This is a genomic window from Chryseobacterium sp. T20 (genome assembly GCF_047345655.1).
Lineage (GTDB): Bacteria > Bacteroidota > Bacteroidia > Flavobacteriales > Weeksellaceae > Chryseobacterium.
This window is the reverse complement of the sequence record NZ_JBLFDU010000008.1, coordinates 205,775-227,859: the sequence shown is the minus strand read 5'-3', so window position 1 is coordinate 227,859 and position 22,085 is coordinate 205,775. Positions and strand designations below refer to the sequence as shown.

The window sequence follows — 22,085 nt, the reverse complement described above, 5'->3', positions numbered from 1 at the left end:
TTTGCGCCTTTGCGTTTTCCAACTTATGACCGTATAATAAGATCTTTTACTCGGAAAAATATTCAAAATATCAACTGTTAAAGAATAATAAAATTCACGGCAACCCGTTTAAATAATATAATTTCCGTAAATTTGGGTTAATTCAAAAAGAAAAAAATGAAAAATCTTTTTTTAAGTATATGTACAGCGGCAGTATTGGCTTCATGTGGATCTATGACAAGCCCTTCTGCATCTAAAGTAGGAAAAGCTCAGCCTGCTCTTGCCAGCACAAAATGGACTTTGGCTGAAACGGTAAAAGGGAAAGTTCCAACATTGAATATTGAAGGAGAAAAGATCACTGGAAATGCAGGATGTAATAACTATTTCGGAACAGCTACAATAGATCCGTCTACAGGTAGTTTTACAGCTGGACAGATGGGATCTACGAAAATGATGTGTAGCAACATCGGAGTAGAGCAGAACTTTATGGATATGATGGGAAAAGCTAACAAATATGTGGTTTCCGGAAATACTTTAGAATTGTACAAAGACAATCTTTTACTATTGAAATTCACAAAATCAGAATAAAAAAACAAAAGGAACTCAATTGAGTTCCTTTTTTATGTTTAGAGTGTTATTAATCTTCCTCTTCTTCGTCGTACTTAGCCAACTCTTCGTCGCACCATTTGAACGCTGCTTCTACTACTTTAGTAGCCTCGTCTGCCATCGTTTCTTCATCATCACCTTCAAGATCATCTAACCACTCAACTTCTTCTTCCTCAACGTTTAGGATAAATCTTGGATATTCTGTATGAACTACGAATAGATCCTCTGGAAACTCCGAATTATCTGCTAATAAAAACTTTGGTAATTTCATTTTTTTAATGTTTTAACTTTCTCAAAGATAAATAAAATTATTGATTTAAGATTACTTCAAAAACATTTTTGAAACTTTTTCAGCTTTTTTGCTTTCAGAATAATCGTAGAACCCTTCTCCTGATTTTACACCCAGTTTTCCGGCTGTCACCATATTTACAAGCAATGGGTTTGGAGCGTACTTAGGATTTTTGAAACCGTCATACATTACGTTCAGAATGGCAAGGCATACATCAAGACCAATAAAGTCTGCCAGCTGAAGTGGGCCCATCGGATGAGCCATTCCCAATTTCATTACCGTATCAATTTCTTCTACACCCGCCACTCCGTTATAAAGTGTTTCGATAGACTCATTAATCATTGGCATTAGAATTCTGTTCGCCACAAAACCTGGATAGTCATTCACCTCTACAGGAACTTTACCCAAAGTTTTACTCATTTCATAAATTGAATCAAAAGTTTCTTTGGAAGTAGAATATCCTTTGATGATTTCTACCAGTTTCATGATTGGAACCGGGTTCATGAAGTGCATTCCGATTACTTTATCAGCTCTTTTGGTAGCTGCAGCAATTTTTGTGATAGAAATAGAAGAAGTATTGGTTGCAAGAATACAGTTGGCTGGAGCCAGTTCATCCATTTGACCAAAGATCTTTAATTTAAGATCCAGGTTTTCTGTTGCTGCTTCTACAATAAGATCTGCAGAACCTGCAGCATCATTCAATGCTGTAAAAGTAGTGATGTTACCTAAAGTTTCAGCTTTTTGCTCCTCTGTAAGGTTTCCTTTTGCAATGATTCTGTCAAGATTGGTAGTAATGGTTTTTAAACCTCTGTCCAAAGCTTCCTGGGATACATCTACAAGATTTACTTTAAAACCGCTTTGTGCGAAAGTATGTGCAATACCATTCCCCATGGTTCCCGCTCCGATAACTACAATGTTTTTGATCATTTTTCCTTTATTTTTTATAGATAGTTAAATTTTTTACGTCTGTAAGATCCGATTGTGTGACAACAGCTGTAGAGTCAAAGGAAACATTTCCTGTACTTTGACTTTTCTTATTATTGTTCTGGTTGGAAACAGTAGCCGTTAATCCTCTTATCAATCGTTTTTTCTGATTCTTTGTGAGAAAATCTGTGCCCACGTATAACGTATATTCGCCTTCTCTTCCCATCCCTTTTTGGATCAGGACTTCCAGGCTTTTTATCTGGCTTTTGTTCTTAAATTCTTTCAGAAAACTCATCACAGGTTTATCAGAAGCAGGACCACAGCATACACTTCCGTAGCTGATCTCTAAATAATTCTGATTCTTCTGAGCGTAAAAGAATGTGAAAGCGAATAGAGCCGTTGTTATTATTATTTTTTTCATGTTAAATCGCTTTAAAAATAAGCTTAAAATTTTACTTATTAAAATATTCCCAAACCTCTCGGGAAATATCCGAAATCATCCTGCAGTTGACAGCATCCGTTTCCGTTGAATTACTGACAAATACAGCTAATGCATAGTGTTTGCCGTTAGGTAAAGTAATGATTCCTATTTCATTTTCTGCACCTGTCAAACCTGCTTTATTCTTCCCGGAAGATCCCGTTTTTCTTGCCACGGGAGTGTTTTTGGGAAGTTGTTCTACCATTTTATTCAATCCTGTGGAAGTAGACCATAGAACTTTCATCAGATAATCTGTAGATTTTTTGGAAAGTAATTTTCCGTCATAGAATTTTTTAAGGACATCAACTGCTGATTTTGTAGTGCTGTAGTTTTCATATTGAACATTCCAGTCTTTATGCATGTCCTCTTCATTATATTTGATCTGAAAACCTTTTACCCCTTTGGAATCCATGAATCTTTGAACAATCTGGGTTCCTCCCAATAGCTTTAGAAGAATATCACAGCCGTTGTTATCACTTTTGGCAACCGTATATTCAATCACTTCACTTAGCGGAACTTCAACATCTTTTCCTGCATATTGATCCCGAAGTGGCGACCATGTGTTCTCCAATAAATTTGATTTATTTAGGGCAATTTTCTGATCCAGAGAAAGCTTTCCCTGATCTACACTGTTCAGCGCTGCTGCTGCAATGTGAAACTTGAATACACTCTGCATCGGCAGTTTTTTATCTGCATTTTTATCGTATGTAAAACCATTTTCAAAACCTAAGACCGAAACGCCCACGGTGGCTTTTTTGTTCTTAAGAATTGAGTTTATTTTTTGTATTAATAGAGAGTTCTGAGCAAAGGTGAATGCTGAAATCAGAAGAAAAAAGAATGCTGTTTTTTTCATAATATGATCATTAAAAAAGCCCTCTTCCGAAGACCGGAAGAGAGCTGCAATTTAAGACAATTATTACTATTTTAATTCAAAATAATTCAGATTGACACCATCATTTTCAAAGACGATTCTGATTTTGTTTTCTCCTTTCTGAAGGCTGATGTTTTTTGCTGAAACCGTTTTCCAGTTTTCATTTCCACCCGTTGATGCCAATGATACTGTAGCTAAAACTTTTCCGGAAGCTGTTTCAATTCTTATTTTAGAATCGTTGGTAGCAGAATATCTGATGTCAAATGTATAATTTTTATCTCCTTTGGACTGAACCGTGTACTGAAGCCATTCTCCGGTTTCTGTTTTTCCTACATAATACTGATTCGTAACCTTATCATTACATTTATAGATATCCACCCCATCATTTCTCATCTGCTGTCCGGAGTTCCATTCTGATCTTTTTGCCGGATCACTTACCCAAAGATTAATGAAATCCTGATCCAGATAGGCAGCACCCATTCTTCCCAAATCATATTCTGAAGCGAATATTCTTCCCGGAGCCTGATGATTTCTAAAAGGTTTTGTTGAAGCATCTGTAATCTGTCTGAACATCGCATCAATCACATCTCTTTTAATTTCCGTGTTGTTCAGTTTATAATTATCGGCAATCTGTAGTAAAGCTTTTTTTGCATACTCTTTAGAAGGCTTTTCACCTCCGTTTTTCCAGTAGTCCAATAGCTTTTCATATTCAGGCGTGATTTTTACGTTGGTAATTCCTGCAATATTATCAATCTTTTTCATTGGCCAGAAGGCATATCCGATATTATGCTTGCCTAAAAGCTGAATCAACTCAGTAAACCATACATTGGAATTCTCACCCGTTTCCCCAAGCCAGATCGGCATATTGTGCTTCTCTCTAAGATCCAGTGCAAATTTCAACGTTTGATCATCATTGTAATTCCAGTATTTATGAAAGCTGAAAGCCATATTGTTATCCCAGATAGCTGGTAATCCGTTATAATTATTTCCCCAGCCGTTTCCTTCAATGAAAATAATATGTTTTTTATCAACCTCTCTAATGGCTGCCGTAATGTCTTTCTGAAGCTTCCAAAGTGGAGCATTAGACATTTCATCTGTACCATTCGGATTTTTACCTGTAAAATTGATGTTGGGTTCGTTAATCAGGTCGTAACCTCCAATCCATGGATTGTCTTTATACCTCTCGGCTAGTTTTTTCCAAAGCGCAATCGTTTTTCTCTGATTTTCTTCATTAGCCCATAGTGAAGGTTTAGACTTATCATTGTCAGAGATGTTGGCATCATTTCCCTGTCCTCCCGGTGCAGCATGAAGATCCAGAATCAGGTATATTTTGTTATCTGTACACCATTGAAGAAGATCATCAGTCATTTTAAAACCTTCCTCCAGCCACGTATCTTTTCCTTTAGCAGTCTCCTTTTCAATCGGTAGTGTATAAAGTTTGTAATGCATCGGAAGTCTTATAGAATTAAATCCGGCTTTGGCTAGAAAGTCGATATCCTGTTTAGTGATTCCGTTTTTCAGGTAAGCCTTGTAGAACTCATTCATTCCGTCTTCGCCAATTAATTCTGCAATTTTCTCCTTAATCTTATACTGAGGGCCTGCAAAATCAGCAGTTTTCAGCATATATCCTTCCTGAAGCATCCAACCACCAAGACCAAGGCCTTTCAATTGAATATTTTCACCTTTATCATTAATGATTTTCTGTCCTGAAGTCTTCAGTAATTGTGATGTCCCAAATTGAGACAATAAAAGTGCGGATAATAGAATGGCTCTTTTCATAGTAGTTTCAATGGTTTAAAATAATAGGGAAATATTAGAAATTATAATGAATGATGACAGGACAAGGTGAATCTGTATTCAGACCATTTGTGGTGTCGGATATCCATATATGTAAAACAAAATCTTTCAATGCTTTATTGAATTATTCTTCAAATATATTGTTTTTTTGTTTTGAAATGGATTTTTTATTGATAAATAAGTAATTATTAATGGAAAGTTTTTATTTCATTATAAGTAGTAAAGGATGTAAAGCAGAAATTAACAGAATAAATAATATCGCTTCATCAAATCGATTTTTAATCGATTCAGCCTTTGCTCACTCAATATCATGCATAGTTGAAAATGAAAACTTTGCATATAATATCAGAAACTAAAAATGCTACCTCATAACCCATTATTCTGATTATAAGATAGCATTGTATCTATTGCTGTTCATGAAAACAGCGTATCTTTTTAACTGATCAGTTTCATAATCTCTAAAGCCACCTTCAACGCTTCAGTTCCATCTTCAAGAGAAACTTCTACATTTTTGTCGCCCGTAATCGCATCAGCGAAAGAATTTAATTCATCCAGAATAGCATTGTTAGGCTGGATATTCGGATATTCAAACAGAATCTGGTTCTTTTCTCCCTCTGCATTTTCAATAATCATATCAAATGGAGTAGGGTTTTCAGGAGCATCCTTCATTCTGATTACTTCAGCCTTTTTCTCAAGGAAATCAACGGAAATGTAAGCATCTTTCTGGAAGAATCTGCTTTTTCTCATCGCTTTCATAGAAATTCTGGAAGTGGTAAGGTTGGCCACACATCCGTTTTCAAATTCAATTCTTGCATTGGCAATATCCGGCGTTTTGCTGACTACACAGACACCGCTTGCATGGATGTTTTTCACTTTAGATTTCGCAATACTTAATAAGATATCAAGATCGTGAATCATAAGATCCAATACTACAGAAACATCTGTACCACGCGGGTTAAACTCTGCCAGTCTGTGGATTTCAATAAACATCGGAGTGCTGATGTATTCTTTAGTCGCAATAAATGCAGGGTTGTATCGCTCAACGTGTCCTACCTGTGCTTTGATTCCTTTTTCCTGGCACAAACGAAGAATTTCTTCCGCCTGTTCAAGAGTCTGGGTTACCGGTTTTTCAATAAAGAAATGAAGACCTTTTTCAATAGCTTTTAAAGCATAATCATAGTGATAAACTGTAGGAGTGACAATGTCAAGCATGTCAATCTGCTCAAGCAATTCATCAAAATTTTCAAAATATTTATATCCGAATTCGGCTTCTAATTTCTTTCCGTTTTCAATATCTTTATCATGGAAACCTACAAATTCATATCTATCTGACTGATTAAGAAGTTTTAAATGTATTTTTCCCAAGTGTCCGGCACCTACCAAACCTGCTTTTAACATAGCTGTATTAAATTTTTGTAAATATAGTGAATGTACATTTATAAAATACATGACTTTTCACTTGGAGATATTCAAGATGGAACCCATGTATTCATTAAAGAAATTACAGTAAATTCACGGTCTGAAAAATAACTATGAAAAGAATAATTTCGATTGTATTCATCCTGGGATTATGTACTGCAGGATGTATAGGAGAAAGTCCATATGACCCGCAGGCTCAATGTGGAACTCCAACAAATCTGATATTTGAAAAAGGAAATAACAAGCTTTCCTGGAGCTTTATAAGTCAGGGCGAAGGATATTTTGAAGTACAGTATGGGGAACAGGGGTTCTCTTTGGGAAACGGAACTACAGTGGCCACCAACAATTATTTTTATAACCTTCCTCTCTATAAAGATCATAAATACGACCTTTATGTGAGAAAAAATTGTGGAACGGCTAATGGGCGGAGCCATTGGGCAGGACCTGTTACTGTTTTGGCCACTAATACAACCACCTGTGTAAAGCCAGAGTATGCAACCTATTCAAAAACAACCTCTTCTGCGAATTCTTCTATTTTTGATGCTACAGTGTCCTGGGAAAATGATGGTGTCTCTGCCTATGAAACGGTTTTGACAACAAGTTCTGTACCTCCTGCAAGTGGAGATTTGGTGTATGCTGGTCAAAAAGCTATTTATGTAGGGTTAAGTAAAACAGTGAATTATAACTTTTTTGTGAGAAAAAAATGTGCTGATAATACCTTCAGCGATTTTTACGGACCTTATCAGATAAAGTGGAATTAAGAAATAAAAACCAAGCAATCATTTTTTGATTGCTTTATTTTTGTGGATAATTCTTTGCTTCAATTTCGGAAATCTAATTTCTAATTTCTTACTTTTGTCAAATGCAGGATTCGTTTGTACATAAAGGAAAAAGAAAGATTTTAGTAGATTACCTTCGAAACAGAATTGGTATTTCGGATGAAAATGTACTTTCGGCGATGAGTGAAGTTCCAAGACACCTTTTTATCGAAAGTATTTTTGAAGATTTTGCCTATGAAGACAGAGCATTTCCTATTCTGGCTCATCAGACCATTTCCCATCCTTCCACGGTAGCGGAACAGTCTGAACTATTGAAGGTAAAACCAGGTGAAAAAGTGTTGGAAATTGGAACAGGATGCGGATACCAGACTGCAGTTTTAATGGCGATGAAAGCCCATGTCTATACGGTGGAAAGACAGAAAGATCTGTTTGATTTTTCTAAAAAGAAACTCAGAGAACTTCATCTGTTCCCAAAATTTCAAAGTTTTGGAGATGGTTTTGCAGGGCTTCCTACTTTCGCTCCTTTCGACAAAATAATCGTAACCTGTGGTGCTTCCACACTCCCTACAGAACTTTTAAAACAACTGAATGTCGGAGGAATAATGGTAATCCCATTGGGGCCAACAAATGAGCAGGTTTTATACCGATTTACAAAAGTAGGTCCTACAGAATTCGAAAAAGAAGAATTTGGAGCCTATAAATTTGTTCCGATGCTCGGGAATACGAATCAATAGTAAGAGATTTCCAAAGAGTGCGTCATTCTGAATGAAATGAAATGTAATGAAGAATCTCATACAGCTTAGTCAATAAGATTCTTTCTCAATCAGAACGGCAAAAGCCAGCTAGTTTGGCTTTTAGAGAACCTATTTTTCATAGATAAAATTCATCTGATTTAATCAAAATTTAAAATCTTTTAACTCTATTTCGGAATGAAAATTGATGGAATTAAAACCCTCAGTATACAATCACCATCACAGAAAATAAATAGATCTTGAATCAAACATTCAGATGAAAAGAAATAATTTTTTTAATATTAAAGTTCAATAACCTTACTTTTTGCGAGTGAGGTTTTTTTATTTAAAATCATTAAACAACAGTACAATGAAAGTTTTTATCAATAAAAGAATTCCCGAAACAGGAATTGAAATGCTGAATGAGGCTGGTCTGGAACTTATATTTCCGGAAAACGAAAACCTTTCTTACGAAGAATGGATTCATTATTGTAAAAACACTGACACCATACTCAATGTAGGCGGGGATTTCAAATATGATAAGAATTTTTTTGATACCTGCCCGAATGTCAAAGCCATTGCTTTATACTCTGTAGGGTTTGATCATGTAGATATTCATGAAGCTACCCAAAGAAATATTCCGGTAGGAAATACTCCGGATGTCTTGAGCAGAGCCACTTCAGATGTTGCGTTTTTATTGATGCAGTCTGTTGCCAGAAGAGCGAGCTATAATTTTCAGAAAGTAAAAGAAGATAACTGGGGTGCATTTGATCCTTTACATGCTTTGGGACAGGAGCTGTACGGAAAAACACTGGGAGTTTTTGGATTGGGACGTATCGGCTATGAAATGGCTGAGAAATCAAAAAAGGCTTTTGGAATGAATATCATTTACCACAACCGTCGTCAAAATGAAGAAGCAGAAAACGAGTTGGGAGCAACGTATGTTTCATTCGAAGAACTGATTCAGAGATCAGATGTATTGAGTGTACATGCTAATTTCACTCCGGAGCAGAAAGAGTTATTCAATGAGTCTATATTTGAGCAGATGAAACCGAATGCTATTTTCATTAATACAGCCAGAGGAGGGTTTCACAACCAAAAAGATCTGTATCAGGCACTCGTTGACAAGAAAATCTGGGGAGCCGGTCTGGATGTTACCAATCCGGAACCGATGTCTGCAGATGATCCTATTCTGGGACTTTCAAGTGTCTGTATTCTGCCACATATCGGTTCTGCGACTGTGGAAGCCCGAAATGGGATGGCAAGATTAGCTGCAGGAAATATTATTGCTTTTTCAAAAAATGAGAAAATGCCAAATTGTGCAAATCCTGACGTTTATTCTCATCAATCATCATAACTTGGAATTATTTTTGTTCTGATTACATAAACCTAAAATCTTAAATACTATGGCACCAGAGAAAAATATTAATGAGCAAAACAAGAGGTTAGAACAGATGGATTATAACCCCAACGAAGATATATTTAAGAGAGAAAGACATATTTCGCTTGATGGAGACGGAAATCCTATTCTGGATGAAGATTTTGACGATGATAAAATTGATAAAGGCTTAGATATTCCAGGCGCTGAGGATGATGATGAGATGGAAGAAATAGGAGAGGAAGATGAGGAAAACAACTACTGGAGTCTCAGCGATAATGAAGATGACCATGAAGAAGAAAACGATGATGTTTTAACCTAAACTTTAACGATACAAAAACCAGCCTTATTGAATTTCAGTAAGGTTTTTTTATGTGAAATAATAACTAATATAGGAGGGGAATTGAGGCGTATTTATTCAAATATAGTATTTAATATCAAATGGTGGCCGGTTTACAACTTTTATAACTTTGCTTAAACCTTAAACCTTAAACCTTAAACCTTAAACCTTAAACCTTAAACCTTAAACCTTAAACCTTAAACTTTAAACTTTAAACCATTCTTCCCTTGCCTATATTTCCTATTTTGAATATCTTTAAAACTTCAAACATTGTTTAAAACATAGATCTTTAAATAGCAATATGACATTTCAAGAACAGATACAGCAGGGGATTCCTAATCAACTGCCGCAACCAAAACCATACGAGACCAATATCAACCATGCTCCGAAGCGTAAAGAAATTTTAGGAGAAGAAGAGAAAAAACTGGCATTGAAGAATGCTTTACGTTATTTTGAACCGCAGTTTCACGCAGAACTGATTCCTGAATTCAAGCAGGAACTGGAAGATTACGGAAGGATTTATATGTACCGTTTCCGTCCGGATTATGAAATGAAGGCGAGACCTATCACAGACTATCCCGGAAAATCTGAGCAGGCAAAAGCCATTATGCTGATGATTCAGAATAATCTGGATTATGCGGTGGCACAGCACCCTCACGAACTGATTACCTATGGTGGAAATGGAGCGGTTTTCTCAAACTGGGCACAGTATCTGCTAACGATGAAATATCTTTCGGAAATGAATAATGATCAGACATTGGTGATGTATTCAGGACATCCGATGGGATTGTTCCCTTCTCATAAAGATGCGCCAAGAGTGGTTGTAACGAATGGTATGATGATCCCGAATTATTCAAAACCGGATGATTGGGAGAAATTCAATGCATTGGGCGTTACTCAATATGGGCAAATGACGGCAGGAAGTTATATGTATATCGGGCCACAGGGGATTGTTCATGGAACAACGATTACGGTGTTAAATGCTTTCAGAAAAATAAAAAAAGAACCGAAAGGAGGACTTTTTGTTACTTCAGGATTAGGAGGAATGAGTGGAGCTCAGCCAAAAGCAGGAAATATTGCTGGTTGCGTTACCGTATGTGCAGAAGTGAATCCAAAAATCACGAAAATCCGTCACGATCAGAAATGGGTGAATGAAATTCATGAAGATCTTGATGCATTGGTAAAAAGAGTAAGAGAAGCACAGGCTAACAAAGAAACCGTGTCTTTGGCTTACCTTGGAAATATTGTTGAAGTTTGGGAGAAATTTGATCAGGAAGATGTAAGAATTGATATCGGATCGGATCAGACTTCCCTTCACAATCCTTGGGCGGGAGGTTATTATCCTGCAGGACAGAGTTTTGAAGAATCTAATATTATGATGGCTGAAAATCCTGAGTTATTCAAAGAAAAAGTTCAGGAAACGTTGAGAAGACATGCAGCAGCCATCAACAAACATACCGCAAAAGGAACGTATTTCTTCGATTACGGAAACGCCTTTTTATTGGAAGCTTCCAGAGCGGGAGCTGATGTAATGGCAGAAAATCCGACATTGGGAAGAGAATTCAAATATCCGAGTTATGTACAGGATATCATGGGACCTATGTGTTTTGATTATGGTTTCGGACCGTTCCGTTGGGTATGTTCCAGTGGAAATCCGGAAGATCTGCAGAAAACGGATGATATTGCATGTGCAGTATTGGAGGAAATGGTTAAAAACTCTCCGGAAGAGATCCAGCAGCAGATGAAAGACAATATTCAATGGATTAAAGGAGCACAGGAAAATAAACTGGTAGTGGGTTCTCAGGCAAGAATCCTTTATGCAGATGCAGAAGGAAGAATGAAAATTGCTGAAGCCTTCAACAAAGCCATTAAAAATGGGGAAATAGGACCCGTTGTATTGGGTAGAGACCATCACGATGTTTCAGGAACAGATTCTCCTTACCGAGAGACTTCCAATATTTATGACGGATCAAGATTTACTGCGGATATGGCTATTCACAATGTGATTGGGGACAGTTTCCGTGGAGCGACCTGGGTTTCCATTCACAATGGTGGTGGAGTAGGCTGGGGAGAAGTAATCAACGGAGGTTTCGGAATGCTTCTTGACGGAAGCGATGATGCCGACAGAAGACTGAAGTCTATGCTTTTCTGGGATGTGAACAACGGAATCTCAAGAAGAAGCTGGGCCAGAAATGAAGGTGCTATTTTCGCCATTAAAAGAGCCATGGAAGTAGAACCGAATCTGAAAGTTACACTTCCGAATCTTGTAGACGAAAACTTATTGTAATATAAAATTCAACATTGGCAACGATCAACAAAAAATTGTTTTCACACCTGAACGTAGAGGATAGTGATCCTGTATGGGAGAAGTTTGCTGAGGTTGAGTTTTCAAAGAAAAACATATTTACTGACAACAAAGCCTATCTTGTAGAAGATGGGCTTGTCCGTAAATACTACATTAACAATACCTCGGATATTGATACCGAGATCTGTGCAGAATTCTATTTTCCCGGTGATATTTTTACTGTTGAAGAAAAAAGTTCCGATGCCGTTTACGAGTCCATCAACAGAGGACTGGCATGGGAAATCACTCTGGATGAGGTAAAAAACCTGTTCGCTGTAAATCCACACTGCCGTTTCGTACAGAATTATTATCTGAGCAGAAAGCTCAATGCTGCAATGAAAAGAGAAATGCTCCTGTTGAAAAACACTCCGCAGGATCTCTATGAATATCTGCTAAAGAACAAGCCTCATTATATTCAAAATATTCCTTTGAAATACCTGGCCTCTTATATTGGGATTACACCTATCTCTTTAAGCCGAATCAGGAAAAGGATTTTGTAAGCAGGAAGCTGGGTGAAGGGAGCTGGGAGTTACTGTCAGTCTTCAGATTTTCTGTAGGCTTTAATAATTAATTTGGAAAATCATTTTAAATAGAAAGAGAAATAGTTGTTCTATTACCTCAATAACTTCCATCATCCATCCTCAAACTCCCAATCTCAAAACATTCTCATTTATTATCTTTTGTTTATTGTCTGGCCTTCCGTAAGTCTCTTCCTTTGCTAAAAAAGAATATGGAAATACAAAAATTAAACTGGGCAGGCATTCGCATCACTTCTCACAACAAAACGATCTTAATAGATGCAGTAGAAGATTTCTCTTATTACAAACCCGTTTTGGGAGATGCTGTGGAGAATATCATAGAATTTTCAGATGATGTGCAGGCAGATTATATCCTGTTTACGCATATGCATCTCGATCATTTTGATAAAGGAGTGATCCGAAAATGTTTAAAGAAAGGTGGAAAGCTGATCGTCTATGCCGGACTGGAAGCTGTGGTGAAAAAATTGGTAGAAGATGTAGAACTAATTGTACTAAATCTTGATGAAACCTTTACAGAAAACAATATCACCTTCAAACCGGTATTTGCGATGGATGGCGTGGGAGAAATACAGTCTTCATGGATTGTAGATGATGGAACTACCAAGATATTTCATGGAGGAGATACCATCTGGCACAACCAATTCTGGAAGCCAAGAAAAGAAACCCCCAATATAGATTACGCTTTCTTACCCGTAAACGGAGTCGTAGTGAACTTTGAGATCATTGGATTAGAATACAGCCCTGTTCCAGCTTCCCTCAACCTGAAAGAAGCCTTTGCAGCAGCCCATCTTCTGCATGCTAAAAAGCTGGTGCCCATTCATTACGGATTGTTTGCGCATGAGAAATGCTATATTCCTCAGGTGTTTGATGATCAGGATTTGAAAAATATTTCTGAGGAAGTACGACAGGAATTTGTGATTTTGAAGGATGGAGAATTATTGGCAGAATCTTAAACTGATATTTGTAAGGAAAATTGTCATTCTGAGTGAAATGCAGTGGAATGAAGAATCTCAACAATGATTAAATGGTTTTCCAACAAAACAATTACAACATCATTATTTTAACCAAAAAAATTAATAGCAATTCCAACCTTTTCTTGTGTCACGGCATCTTTATAAGAAAAGAATCCTATGAAAATAACCATACCTAAACCCTGTCATGAAAACTGGAACGCTATGACACCTGATGAAAAAGGAAGATTTTGTGCGGTCTGTTCCAAAACGGTGAGAGATTTCAGAAGAGCTCCGGATGATGAGATTATAGAAGCTTTTACTAATGCTTCGCAGAAAATCTGTGGGAATTTTAATCCATCACAACTCAACAGAGATCTGCATTATTCTCATATTAATTCTCTTTTTGTGAAGTTTGCAGTAGGTTTTATTTTGACAACGGGAGGAATCATAAGTGTGAATGCACAGCAAAAGACAGCCAATTATACTTTAAAAACTGAAGACATCCGGGAAATTACCGTTACTGAATTTGGGACTCATAAAGACAGGAAATTACTCGGATCAGTTTCTGTAGTACCTGCTGATGCTATAGCCTGCAAAGAGAAGAAAAGTAAAATATCTGCTCCCAATTTAGCCCAACCATTGACTACACAGGTGTCACCCGATGTTGTTCAAAGTATAAGCGCAGTACGTATGGGCGGGGTACCTTCAAGCAAAGCGAAACCTTATAATCCACTGTATGTTGTAGATGGAAAGATCAGTGATTATGAAAAAGTAAAAGCTCTGGATTCTAATTGGATAAAAACGATGAATGTTCTGAAGGGAGCTTCTGCATCTGCAAAGTATGGCGAAAAAGCCAAAGATGGGGTAATCGTAATTACTACAAAAAGAAAAAAATATAAAACAAATTAAGACTCTTTATTTTCTCACAAATCACAGATCTTTTTCATATTTATCTGCTTAATCTGCGAGAGAACATTGAGATTGCTTCACCTTCGGTTCGCAATGACAGTGGTGGTGTGAAATTTTATCGTAGATAAAATCTTTGCGCCTTAAAACAGTCTTTTTAAATATCATTTTGCGCCTTAGCGTTGATCCAACTATGATACAGAAAAAACTCAGCGACTTGCTGAGTTTATTTTTTTTGAACCATTAAGAATATTAATCTTCTTAACAACTAAAATTTTCTTAATGGTTTAATGTAATTTATTATTTTACAGCCGCAATAGCTGCTTCATAATTCGGTTCTTGAGCAATATCTGCTACCTGCTCTTCATAAATAATAGTTCCTGAAGGATCTATCACCACAACCGCTCTGCTCAGAAGACCTTTCATGGCAGAATCTACCAGTTCCACCCCATAGTTCCATCCGAAATCTGAACGGAAATCAGAAAGCATTACTACATTTTTAATTCCTTCTGCACCACAGAATCTTTTCTGGGCAAAAGGCAGGTCTTTGGAAATACAAAGAACTACGGTATTGGGAAGATTTCCCGCCTCTTCATTGAAATGATGTACAGAAGCAGAGCAAACACCAGTGTCTACACTCGGGAAGATATTCAGAATAACGTATCTTCCTTTGAAGGAATCCAGGGTCTGGTCATTCATATTGACATCTGTAAGGGTAAATTTCGGAGCCGGTTTATTCAGAGCCGGTAATTTGGCATAAGTATGAACTTCTTTTCCGCCCATTAAAACAGTATTTGTAGCTTTAGATTTTTGAGCAAAGCCCACCGCAGAGAAGAATAGCAGTGTGCCGCAAACTAATTTTGAAAACATGAAATTTATTTTTAAGCTAAATTATTCTTTTTTTAGGAGCTAAGATTAATTTTAATTCAAATAGATCGAATCTATTGTCAGATTGTTTCTTTCAAAATATTTTACCTCTACCTTTATGTTATAAAATGTAGTAGTTTCAAAGGTGTCATTCTGAATGAAATAAAATATAATTAAGAATCTCATATAAAAATCAATAACGATTCTTCCTTCGCCAGAATGACAAAAGTCAAATAATTTAAATTTTGAGACAATCTCAATCTTATCACATAAAAAAATAGAAAGATTTATGAGTTCAGAAAATACAGCATCATTTCATCACATTTTTAAAAGAGAAAACGAAATTCCGGAAGAATATAAAGTTCCGGTCATCCATCAGAGAACTTATCTTTTGAATGGCGAACTGGTAGAATGGAAAGGAGATGTCACGGAAATTTATTCTCCAGTGTGCATCCCAACAGAAAACGGATTGGAAAGAAAACTTCTGGGAAGTATTCCGAATATTGGCCCGAATGAGGCGATGGAAGTTCTCGAAGCTTGCGTAAAAGCCTATGATAATGGGCTGGGTGAGTGGCCGACAATGTCTGTGGAGGGACGAATCAAATGCATGCAGAAATTCGTGTACCTGATGATCCAGCAAAGAGACCTGATCATTAAGTTACTGATGTGGGAAATCGGAAAAACACTGGCTGATTCTACTAAAGAATTTGACCGTACTGTAGATTATATCAATCAGACCATTGATGCATTGAAAGATCTTGACAGAGAATCTTCCCGTTTTCAACAGGCGGAAGGAACGATTGCACAGATCAGAAGGGCACCGCTTGGCGTAGTGTTAAGTATGGGACCTTTCAATTATCCTCTGAATGAAATTTTTACCACATTGATTCCTGCTCTGATCATGGGAAATACCATCCTTTTTAAACTGCCGAAACATGGTGTCCTTGCCCATTATCCTTTATTAAATGCTTTCAAAGAAGCCTTCCCGAAAGGAACAGTGAATACGTTATACGGAAAGGGATCAGAAATTATCACTCCCATTATGGAAAGTGGAAAAGTGAATGTACTTGCCTTTATCGGATCCAGTAAAGTGGCGAACGGACTGAAAAAACTACACCCGAAAGTAAATCGTTTAAGAGCTATCCTAAGTCTGGATGCTAAAAACGCAGCCATTGTTACCAAAAATGCAAATCTTGATGTTGCGGTGAGTGAATGTATTTTGGGTGCACTTTCATTCAACGGACAGCGTTGTACGGCACTGAAACTGATATTCGTTCAGAAAGAAGTAGCATTGGAGTTTACAGAGAAATTAAGTGCTGCTGTCTCTGCTTTGAAGGCTGGGCTGCCATGGGAAAAAGATGTGAAAGTAACTCCACTTCCGGAGGTCAATAAACCAGCTTATCTGAAAGAATGTATTGATGATGCTTTACAGAAAGGAGCTGCAGTACTTAATAAAGATGGAGGCTATACAGATGAATCTTTTGTTTTCCCGGCAGTAGTATATCCTGTAAACAATGATATGAAACTTTATCATGAGGAACAGTTTGGTCCGGTGATTCCTGTTGTTCCCTTCGAAGATATAGAAGAGCCTATAGAATATCAGGTGAATGCTTCACATGGAATGCAGGTCAGTATTTTCAGCGAAGATCCGCATGAAGTAGCAAGATTGATTGATCCTTTTGTGAATCTTGTAAGTCGTGTCAATATCAACTGCCAGGCACAGAGAGGTCCCGATGTCTTTCCATTTACCGGAAGAAAAGACAGTGCAGAAGGAACACTTTCCGTTTTTGATGCGCTCCGTTCATTCTCCATCCGGTCTCTGGTGGCTGCAAAACTAACAGATTCCAACAAAGAGTTGCTGAATACTATTGTCAGAGAACATGATTCCAACTTTTTAAGCACAGATTATATTTTCTGATTCTGGCTGATATTGTATTTAACATAAAATAAAAATCCTCAATAAACACCTTAGTTTGTTGAGGATTTTTTTAACTTAATGCCGGAAATTAGAGTTTTGTGTTATAATAAGATGGTGTTTTTTAGAAATATCATCTAAGGATCAGTGTGTAAATCATGTCTTCACCCGAAAAAGAATTTTTAGAGAAAATTGAAAAACACAAAGGAGTGGTTTTCAAGATCTCTAAAATGTATATGGATAATAAGGACGATCAGAATGACCTCTATCAGGAGATCATTTACCAGGCCTGGAAATCATATGGTGATTTTCAAAAGAGGAGTGATTTCTCCACATGGCTGTACAGAACTGCGCTCAACACAGCAATTGTTTTTTTGCGAAGTGAAAAAAAACGTAGTTTTATACAGAATCAGAATGTAGATGGGCTGAGTGCCCGCCAGGAACCTTATAATGATACGGATGATATGAATATGAAGCGGATGTATGAAGCTATCCACCAGCTAAGCCCCATTGATAAAGCCCTTATATTCTTCTTTTTAGAGGGTTTTTCCGGAAAAGAGATTGCTGTACAGTTGGGAATTACTGAAGTGAATACACGGGTAAAGCTGAAGAGAGCAAAAGAAAAGCTGAAAGAGATCATTACCAGACAGGGTACAGGTTCCTATTAAAAATAACACTATGGAATTAGAAAACTTTAAAGAACTTTGGAATAAAGATACAGGACAGGAATCCCCTGAAATTTCTCTGGAAAAACAGAAGGAAATACATTCTCCACTGCAGATGCTGAAGGTGAATATGGAAACTGAATTCTGGCTGATGATTGTTACATTACCTTTGCTGTTAACAGGTTTTCCTTTTGCATCTAAGGATTCTAATATTAAAACGATTTCAGTGTTTGTCACGATTCTGACCGTTGCTATTATTGTTTATTTTTATTCCCGCTTCCTGAAATTGTATAAGCTGCTCAGAAAAAACAGTACCAATACAAATTATGATCTGTTTAATCTCAAAACGCAGCTTCTCATCTCGAAACAAATTTATATTTCCTATTATATTGCTTATATCCCTCTTGGGTTTCTTTTATCTCTGATTCAAATTAATTTTCATTTTGATAGAGAATATAACCTGGCCATTTTCGGGATCAGTCTTCTCATTACCCTTCTGTTGATTGCTTTTATTATCAAATACTGGATCTATTATATGTATGGAAGATACATTGATGATGTGGTGCGTTTGGTAGATGAACTTAATGGAATTGAAGTAAAACCAAAACGTGAGAAAAGAATGGCATGGTTTGAGCGTTCACAGAAATTTTTTATGAATAAAATGGGGATTAAAGGGAACGTCCTGAATACCATCATATGGTTTGTATCCATGTACTTTATTATCATTTTATTTCTGACAATTGTTCTTTTGATCATTATCATCGTAGGAGCAAAACTTGATTTTCTGGATATCGGATCATTGCAGAGGGCTTTAAATAAACTGAATTAGAAATTACGCTATCTTCTGTAAAATTTCTAATCTTTAGAACATTGAGTTGTAAAAAAATATCACATGGATGATTTTAAAAATCAAGTGTATTCTATAGAAGAATTTCTGGAGCTTGTAAAGACAAAACAGGATAGGAAAGCATCCTTTGATCCGGAATATAATTATGCAGTTTATTCTTCAACAGATGAGTTTAAGCCTGAAATGAAAATTTTTATCGGAGATCCTTTGGATATTGGTGAAAATGATAATGAAATCCTACCTGATTTCGTTTTTCATAACAAGCTTCATTATATGTGTTCGGATGAAAATATTCAGGACGTGGTAGATCTTGCTTTTAACCAGCATACGGATATTACTTCTTCTCAGCTTATTACTGCCCTGAATCATTATCTTGAAAAAGATGATTTCTTAGATTTTAAATAATAAAAGAATTAAATACTTTAAATGAATAACCTGATGTGAAAAAATATCAGGTTATTGTTTTTTTATGTAACATTTTTACGTTTTTTCTACTAACTGTTCAAGTTAAAAATAACAACTGCCTGTAGAAAGGGTATAAAAATAACATCCAACACAAATTATTTCGAGAGCAATACTATTATGAGAAAATAGTAATCATTAAAAAACACATAATGAGGCCTGACAGTAATTTTCTGTTGGGTTTTTTTATTTCTTTTGTAAAAATCTGTAACAATTTTTTTAAACGAAAACTAACTCTATAGAGTAACAAGCTATGACCTCACTAGAACAAGAGTTTATCAGTAAAATTGAACAGCATAAAGGAATCCTGTTTAAGATTGCTAAGATGTACATGACTGAAAAGGATGACCGTGATGATCTTTTTCAGGAGATTACCTATCAGCTCTGGAAAGCATTTCCTGGTTTCAGAGGTGAAAGTGAATTCTCTACATGGCTGTACAGAATCTCTTTGAATACAGCAATTATTTTCCTTAAAACAGAAAAGAGAAGAAGTTTTATTACCCATGAGGATTTTTCTAATCAGATCATTGTTCAGGAAGACTATGATGATCGTAAAGAAGAGCGCCTGACTGAAATGTATAAAGCTATCCATCAGCTTAATTCTATTGACAAGGCTTTTATCTTCTATTATCTGGAAGATTTTTCAGGAAAGCAGATTGCCGAACAGATGGGAATTTCTGAAGGCAATGCAAGAGTGAAAATGAACCGGGCCAAAAATAAACTTAAAGATATCTTAAGCCAAATAAAAACCAACCAACATTAAAATCAGTAATCCAATGAATATCGATGAATTGAAAAATACCTGGAACGAAGATATTGTGGAGGAAACTCCCGAAATAAGCATAGAACAGAGCAATAAACTGAATCTTCCCCTTGAAAAAATACGCAAAAATATGCGCGTGGAATTCTGGTGGATGATAGGAATCTTTGTCTTCGCTTTTCTGGTGTGCTCTGTATGCAGACCCTTTAAACTTCAATTGTACATAACCGTATTAATTGCCTCCATGCTTATTGTCACTGTTTTCTTTTTCAGTAAGTTCTTTAAACTGTATAATGAAATCAGTAATCCTGCACCAAAGACTTATGATTCTTTGAAAGATCTCGTGATGCAGCTCAATCTTAATAAACAATATTATCTCTCGTATTACATCAGTTTCGCTCCGTTTCTTGTATGTGAGATCCTTATTGTCCTGGAATTTATTCCTTGGCCAAAGCCTCTGAGTGAATTGAAGATTGCAGTGATCTTAATTAGTACAGTAACCGTAGGATTATTTTTACTTTATTTTGTTGGAAGATTCTGGTATCAACGCTACTATGGAAGATATATCCAATATATTGAAGATCTTTTAGAAGAATTAAAAAGATAAAAAAGAGTTCGGCGGGCTGAAAGCCCGCCGAACCTATATTCATTACTGTCCTTTATGTTCTTTTTCTTTTGCAATTTCGTCCTTTATCCAATCCAGTTGAGGATCTTTATGATCAATAATATCCTGCATGTTTTCAGTAACAGTCACATCCGGAACAACGCCTTTCCGTGAGTCTGAAAAACTGATATTAGGCTGTACCAAAAGTAGGCCTATTGGAAATCTGATTTCAGAATTGGGAAGCTTTTGGTAGGAATAAAAACCGGCAACCGTTCCGTCATTGGCACCGCCTGTTTCTTCTCCCACAAGCGTTGCTCTTTTATCATTTTTAAGTTTGGCGGTAATAATAGAAGATGCCGAGAAACTTCCTCCGTTAATCAGTACAAAAACTTTTCCGTGGAAAGCATCCTTTTTGGGTTTTGTAGGTTTGTCAGCCTTCATTTTGTAGAATACCTTTCCATCCTTTTTATAGGTGCTGAAAGTTTGTGCAAAAAAATAACTTGGGTAGGCAATACTTTTAAGAGCATATTCTAAAGGAGTGCTTTTTCTGAAATAATTGGTGCGTAAAGGAGCATCTCTAGAAGTGAGCTGAGAAGGTTTGATCAGGGTAAATGGAGCTTCAGCCAAATAAGAATACAGATTATTGATTTCATACAATGAACCGCCATAATTATTTCGGACATCGATGATGAGGTAAGGGGCCTTTGCATCGTTGATCTTGGCAAAAGTTTTTTTATAAAACTCATCCGAATAATCCCTTGAAAAGCTTTTCACTTTAATATACGCAATAGTGCTGTCCTTATCCAGAAATTTGAAGCTTCTGTTATAAGAATCACTGGAAGCCACATAGTCATTCAGTTTCTTTTCCGGAGTTTTCTTCTGCATTTCCTTATCCTTTTCAAGATCAGAATCGGATTTCGTTTCTCTGGTTAAGGTGTACGTCTTTTTTTCTCCTTGGTATAGGGTTTCAAGAGTAGCTTTGCTGTCAAAACCATTTTCTGCCGTATAAAAATTAAAGAACAGATCTTTTAAAAAGTACGGATGGAAAGTGGTATTATCCCCATCACTGCTGATCAGGCTTCGGTATTTCTTAATATAATCGGATACAGGAATATTATTGATAGATAAAATTTCAGTTCCGGGCTGTATGTGTTCAATAGAATCTCTGTTTTGAATGATATACATACGGTCTCCAGAAATATAATATTCAAAGCGGCTGAACATTCCTTTCTGATGTTCCAGCCTTTTGATTTCCTTTTTAGTAAACTTCTTTCTGGGAATTCTCAATGAAAGATGTCCTTCCCGAATACCTGCAATAACAGGCTGAAGTTTAAAATAAAACTGAAGAGGAGTAAGAGGTTCGGTGATGGTCTGCTTAAGACTGTCAAATTTATATTCCAATTCCTTCTTGGAAATATACCAGTATAATTGAGGGTGCATTTGCTGTAATTTGGAATAGGCAAAATCTACATCCTCCTTAAGTTGCTCCGGTGGAATACATGAAGCCCGCTGTTCGTTGTGTTTTTTTATAGAGGCACATGACGAAAAAATAGCGAGAAGAAATATTACCGAATAATTTTTCAATGTATCTGAGTTTTTTTAAGGTGCTAAAATAAAAAGTTTAAAATTAAT

23 protein-coding genes are annotated in these 22,085 nt (G+C 36.4%); 15 read left to right on the top strand and 8 right to left on the bottom strand.

Annotated elements, in window-relative coordinates; all coding sequences use genetic code 11:
• Nucleotides 1-156 precede the first annotated feature (156 nt).
• Complete coding sequence (locus tag ACMA47_RS18100) at nucleotides 157-567, top strand: META domain-containing protein (RefSeq protein ID WP_047433591.1); 411 nt, start codon at nucleotides 157-159, stop codon at nucleotides 565-567.
• A gap of 49 nt (nucleotides 568-616) precedes the next feature.
• On the opposite strand, the gene ACMA47_RS18095 is transcribed toward ACMA47_RS18100, so the two are convergent.
• The 6 genes from ACMA47_RS18095 to ACMA47_RS18070 all read right to left on the bottom strand — a co-directional run bounded on the left by ACMA47_RS18095 (nucleotide 617) and on the right by ACMA47_RS18070 (nucleotide 6,342).
• Nucleotides 617-856: a hypothetical protein gene (locus tag ACMA47_RS18095; protein WP_002977986.1), complete on the bottom strand. Its 240-nt coding sequence runs from the start codon at nucleotides 854-856 to the stop codon at nucleotides 617-619.
• A 51-nt stretch (nucleotides 857-907) separates the two neighbouring features.
• The gene (locus tag ACMA47_RS18090) at nucleotides 908-1,798 is read right to left on the bottom strand and encodes a 3-hydroxybutyryl-CoA dehydrogenase (protein WP_413930927.1); all 891 of its coding nucleotides are present in this window, start codon (nucleotides 1,796-1,798) and stop codon (nucleotides 908-910) included.
• A gap of 10 nt (nucleotides 1,799-1,808) precedes the next feature.
• Nucleotides 1,809-2,219 (bottom strand): hypothetical protein, encoded by a 411-nt coding sequence (locus tag ACMA47_RS18085; protein ID WP_413930918.1) that lies wholly within the window; start codon nucleotides 2,217-2,219, stop codon nucleotides 1,809-1,811.
• 31 nt (nucleotides 2,220-2,250) lie between these two features.
• A complete protein-coding gene (gene bla-A / locus ACMA47_RS18080) occupies nucleotides 2,251-3,129 on the bottom strand; it encodes a CGA/CIA family class A beta-lactamase (RefSeq protein WP_413930917.1) in 879 nt (292 codons plus the stop codon).
• A gap of 66 nt (nucleotides 3,130-3,195) precedes the next feature.
• Entirely contained in the window at nucleotides 3,196-4,926 is a 1,731-nt protein-coding gene (locus ACMA47_RS18075) for a cellulase family glycosylhydrolase (protein ID WP_413930916.1), read from the bottom strand.
• 453 nt (nucleotides 4,927-5,379) lie between these two features.
• A complete protein-coding gene (locus tag ACMA47_RS18070) occupies nucleotides 5,380-6,342 on the bottom strand; it encodes a Gfo/Idh/MocA family protein (protein WP_034699728.1) in 963 nt (320 codons plus the stop codon).
• Between the two features lie 134 nt (nucleotides 6,343-6,476).
• On the opposite strand from ACMA47_RS18070, the gene ACMA47_RS18065 reads away from it, so the two are divergent.
• The 8 genes from ACMA47_RS18065 (at nucleotide 6,477) to ACMA47_RS18030 (ending at nucleotide 14,336) form a co-directional block, all read left to right on the top strand.
• Nucleotides 6,477-7,124, top strand: a complete 648-nt coding sequence (locus tag ACMA47_RS18065; protein ID WP_413930915.1) for a hypothetical protein — start codon at nucleotides 6,477-6,479, stop codon at nucleotides 7,122-7,124.
• 101 nt (nucleotides 7,125-7,225) lie between these two features.
• Nucleotides 7,226-7,876, top strand: a complete 651-nt coding sequence (locus ACMA47_RS18060) for a protein-L-isoaspartate(D-aspartate) O-methyltransferase (RefSeq protein WP_253318045.1) — start codon at nucleotides 7,226-7,228, stop codon at nucleotides 7,874-7,876.
• 367 nt (nucleotides 7,877-8,243) lie between these two features.
• Nucleotides 8,244-9,230 (top strand): 2-hydroxyacid dehydrogenase, encoded by a 987-nt coding sequence (locus ACMA47_RS18055; RefSeq protein ID WP_413930914.1) that lies wholly within the window; start codon nucleotides 8,244-8,246, stop codon nucleotides 9,228-9,230.
• Nucleotides 9,231-9,279: 49 nt separating this feature from the next.
• Nucleotides 9,280-9,573: a hypothetical protein gene (locus ACMA47_RS18050; protein WP_034699741.1), complete on the top strand. Its 294-nt coding sequence runs from the start codon at nucleotides 9,280-9,282 to the stop codon at nucleotides 9,571-9,573.
• A 319-nt stretch (nucleotides 9,574-9,892) separates the two neighbouring features.
• The gene (locus ACMA47_RS18045; protein ID WP_413930913.1) at nucleotides 9,893-11,878 is read left to right on the top strand and encodes a urocanate hydratase; all 1,986 of its coding nucleotides are present in this window, start codon (nucleotides 9,893-9,895) and stop codon (nucleotides 11,876-11,878) included.
• Nucleotides 11,879-11,892: 14 nt separating this feature from the next.
• Nucleotides 11,893-12,435 (top strand): Crp/Fnr family transcriptional regulator, encoded by a 543-nt coding sequence (locus ACMA47_RS18040; protein ID WP_413930912.1) that lies wholly within the window; start codon nucleotides 11,893-11,895, stop codon nucleotides 12,433-12,435.
• 230 nt (nucleotides 12,436-12,665) lie between these two features.
• A complete protein-coding gene (locus tag ACMA47_RS18035) occupies nucleotides 12,666-13,427 on the top strand; it encodes an MBL fold metallo-hydrolase (RefSeq protein ID WP_413930911.1) in 762 nt (253 codons plus the stop codon).
• Nucleotides 13,428-13,604: 177 nt separating this feature from the next.
• Nucleotides 13,605-14,336, top strand: coding sequence for a hypothetical protein (locus tag ACMA47_RS18030; protein ID WP_413930910.1), 732 nt, complete (start codon nucleotides 13,605-13,607; stop codon nucleotides 14,334-14,336).
• A gap of 297 nt (nucleotides 14,337-14,633) precedes the next feature.
• On the opposite strand, the gene tpx is transcribed toward ACMA47_RS18030, so the two are convergent.
• On the bottom strand, nucleotides 14,634-15,203 hold the full coding sequence (gene tpx / locus ACMA47_RS18025; RefSeq protein WP_413930909.1) for a thiol peroxidase: 570 nt from the start codon (nucleotides 15,201-15,203) through the stop codon (nucleotides 14,634-14,636).
• Nucleotides 15,204-15,489: 286 nt separating this feature from the next.
• Between tpx and ACMA47_RS18020 the strand changes: the two genes are divergently transcribed.
• From ACMA47_RS18020 to ACMA47_RS17995, 6 genes are all read left to right on the top strand, one after another.
• Complete coding sequence (locus ACMA47_RS18020; protein WP_413930908.1) at nucleotides 15,490-17,118, top strand: NADP-dependent glyceraldehyde-3-phosphate dehydrogenase; 1,629 nt, start codon at nucleotides 15,490-15,492, stop codon at nucleotides 17,116-17,118.
• A gap of 155 nt (nucleotides 17,119-17,273) precedes the next feature.
• Nucleotides 17,274-17,783 carry an RNA polymerase sigma factor gene (locus ACMA47_RS18015; RefSeq protein WP_413930907.1) on the top strand — a complete coding sequence of 170 codons (510 nt, stop codon included), beginning with the start codon at nucleotides 17,274-17,276 and terminating at the stop codon, nucleotides 17,781-17,783.
• A gap of 10 nt (nucleotides 17,784-17,793) precedes the next feature.
• Nucleotides 17,794-18,609 carry a hypothetical protein gene (locus ACMA47_RS18010; protein ID WP_413930906.1) on the top strand — a complete coding sequence of 272 codons (816 nt, stop codon included), beginning with the start codon at nucleotides 17,794-17,796 and terminating at the stop codon, nucleotides 18,607-18,609.
• 63 nt (nucleotides 18,610-18,672) lie between these two features.
• Nucleotides 18,673-19,032: a hypothetical protein gene (locus tag ACMA47_RS18005; RefSeq protein WP_413930905.1), complete on the top strand. Its 360-nt coding sequence runs from the start codon at nucleotides 18,673-18,675 to the stop codon at nucleotides 19,030-19,032.
• 310 nt (nucleotides 19,033-19,342) lie between these two features.
• On the top strand, nucleotides 19,343-19,852 hold the full coding sequence (locus ACMA47_RS18000; protein ID WP_413930904.1) for an RNA polymerase sigma factor: 510 nt from the start codon (nucleotides 19,343-19,345) through the stop codon (nucleotides 19,850-19,852).
• A 13-nt stretch (nucleotides 19,853-19,865) separates the two neighbouring features.
• Complete coding sequence (locus tag ACMA47_RS17995; RefSeq protein ID WP_413930903.1) at nucleotides 19,866-20,456, top strand: hypothetical protein; 591 nt, start codon at nucleotides 19,866-19,868, stop codon at nucleotides 20,454-20,456.
• Nucleotides 20,457-20,498: 42 nt separating this feature from the next.
• On the opposite strand, the gene ACMA47_RS17990 is transcribed toward ACMA47_RS17995, so the two are convergent.
• Entirely contained in the window at nucleotides 20,499-22,037 is a 1,539-nt protein-coding gene (locus ACMA47_RS17990; protein ID WP_413930902.1) for a S41 family peptidase, read from the bottom strand.
• Between the last annotated feature and the right edge of the window lie 48 nt (nucleotides 22,038-22,085).

Bases quoted from the DNA above. Each gene is read 5' to 3' on its own strand.
- ACMA47_RS18100 (WP_047433591.1), top strand. From the start codon at position 157: ATGAAAAATCTTTTTTTAAGTATATGTACAGCGGCAGTATTGGCTTCA.
- ACMA47_RS18095 (WP_002977986.1), bottom strand. From the start codon at position 856: ATGAAATTACCAAAGTTTTTATTAGCAGATAATTCGGAGTTTCCAGAG.
- ACMA47_RS18085 (WP_413930918.1), bottom strand. From the start codon at position 2,219: ATGAAAAAAATAATAATAACAACGGCTCTATTCGCTTTCACATTCTTT.
- bla-A (WP_413930917.1), bottom strand. From the start codon at position 3,129: ATGAAAAAAACAGCATTCTTTTTTCTTCTGATTTCAGCATTCACCTTT.
- ACMA47_RS18075 (WP_413930916.1), bottom strand. From the start codon at position 4,926: ATGAAAAGAGCCATTCTATTATCCGCACTTTTATTGTCTCAATTTGGG.
- ACMA47_RS18070 (WP_034699728.1), bottom strand. From the start codon at position 6,342: ATGTTAAAAGCAGGTTTGGTAGGTGCCGGACACTTGGGAAAAATACAT.
- ACMA47_RS18065 (WP_413930915.1), top strand. From the start codon at position 6,477: ATGAAAAGAATAATTTCGATTGTATTCATCCTGGGATTATGTACTGCA.
- ACMA47_RS18060 (WP_253318045.1), top strand. From the start codon at position 7,226: ATGCAGGATTCGTTTGTACATAAAGGAAAAAGAAAGATTTTAGTAGAT.
- ACMA47_RS18055 (WP_413930914.1), top strand. From the start codon at position 8,244: ATGAAAGTTTTTATCAATAAAAGAATTCCCGAAACAGGAATTGAAATG.
- ACMA47_RS18050 (WP_034699741.1), top strand. From the start codon at position 9,280: ATGGCACCAGAGAAAAATATTAATGAGCAAAACAAGAGGTTAGAACAG.
- ACMA47_RS18045 (WP_413930913.1), top strand. From the start codon at position 9,893: ATGACATTTCAAGAACAGATACAGCAGGGGATTCCTAATCAACTGCCG.
- ACMA47_RS18035 (WP_413930911.1), top strand. From the start codon at position 12,666: ATGGAAATACAAAAATTAAACTGGGCAGGCATTCGCATCACTTCTCAC.
- ACMA47_RS18030 (WP_413930910.1), top strand. From the start codon at position 13,605: ATGAAAATAACCATACCTAAACCCTGTCATGAAAACTGGAACGCTATG.
- tpx (WP_413930909.1), bottom strand. From the start codon at position 15,203: ATGTTTTCAAAATTAGTTTGCGGCACACTGCTATTCTTCTCTGCGGTG.
- ACMA47_RS18020 (WP_413930908.1), top strand. From the start codon at position 15,490: ATGAGTTCAGAAAATACAGCATCATTTCATCACATTTTTAAAAGAGAA.
- ACMA47_RS18015 (WP_413930907.1), top strand. From the start codon at position 17,274: ATGTCTTCACCCGAAAAAGAATTTTTAGAGAAAATTGAAAAACACAAA.
- ACMA47_RS18010 (WP_413930906.1), top strand. From the start codon at position 17,794: ATGGAATTAGAAAACTTTAAAGAACTTTGGAATAAAGATACAGGACAG.
- ACMA47_RS18005 (WP_413930905.1), top strand. From the start codon at position 18,673: ATGGATGATTTTAAAAATCAAGTGTATTCTATAGAAGAATTTCTGGAG.
- ACMA47_RS18000 (WP_413930904.1), top strand. From the start codon at position 19,343: ATGACCTCACTAGAACAAGAGTTTATCAGTAAAATTGAACAGCATAAA.
- ACMA47_RS17995 (WP_413930903.1), top strand. From the start codon at position 19,866: ATGAATATCGATGAATTGAAAAATACCTGGAACGAAGATATTGTGGAG.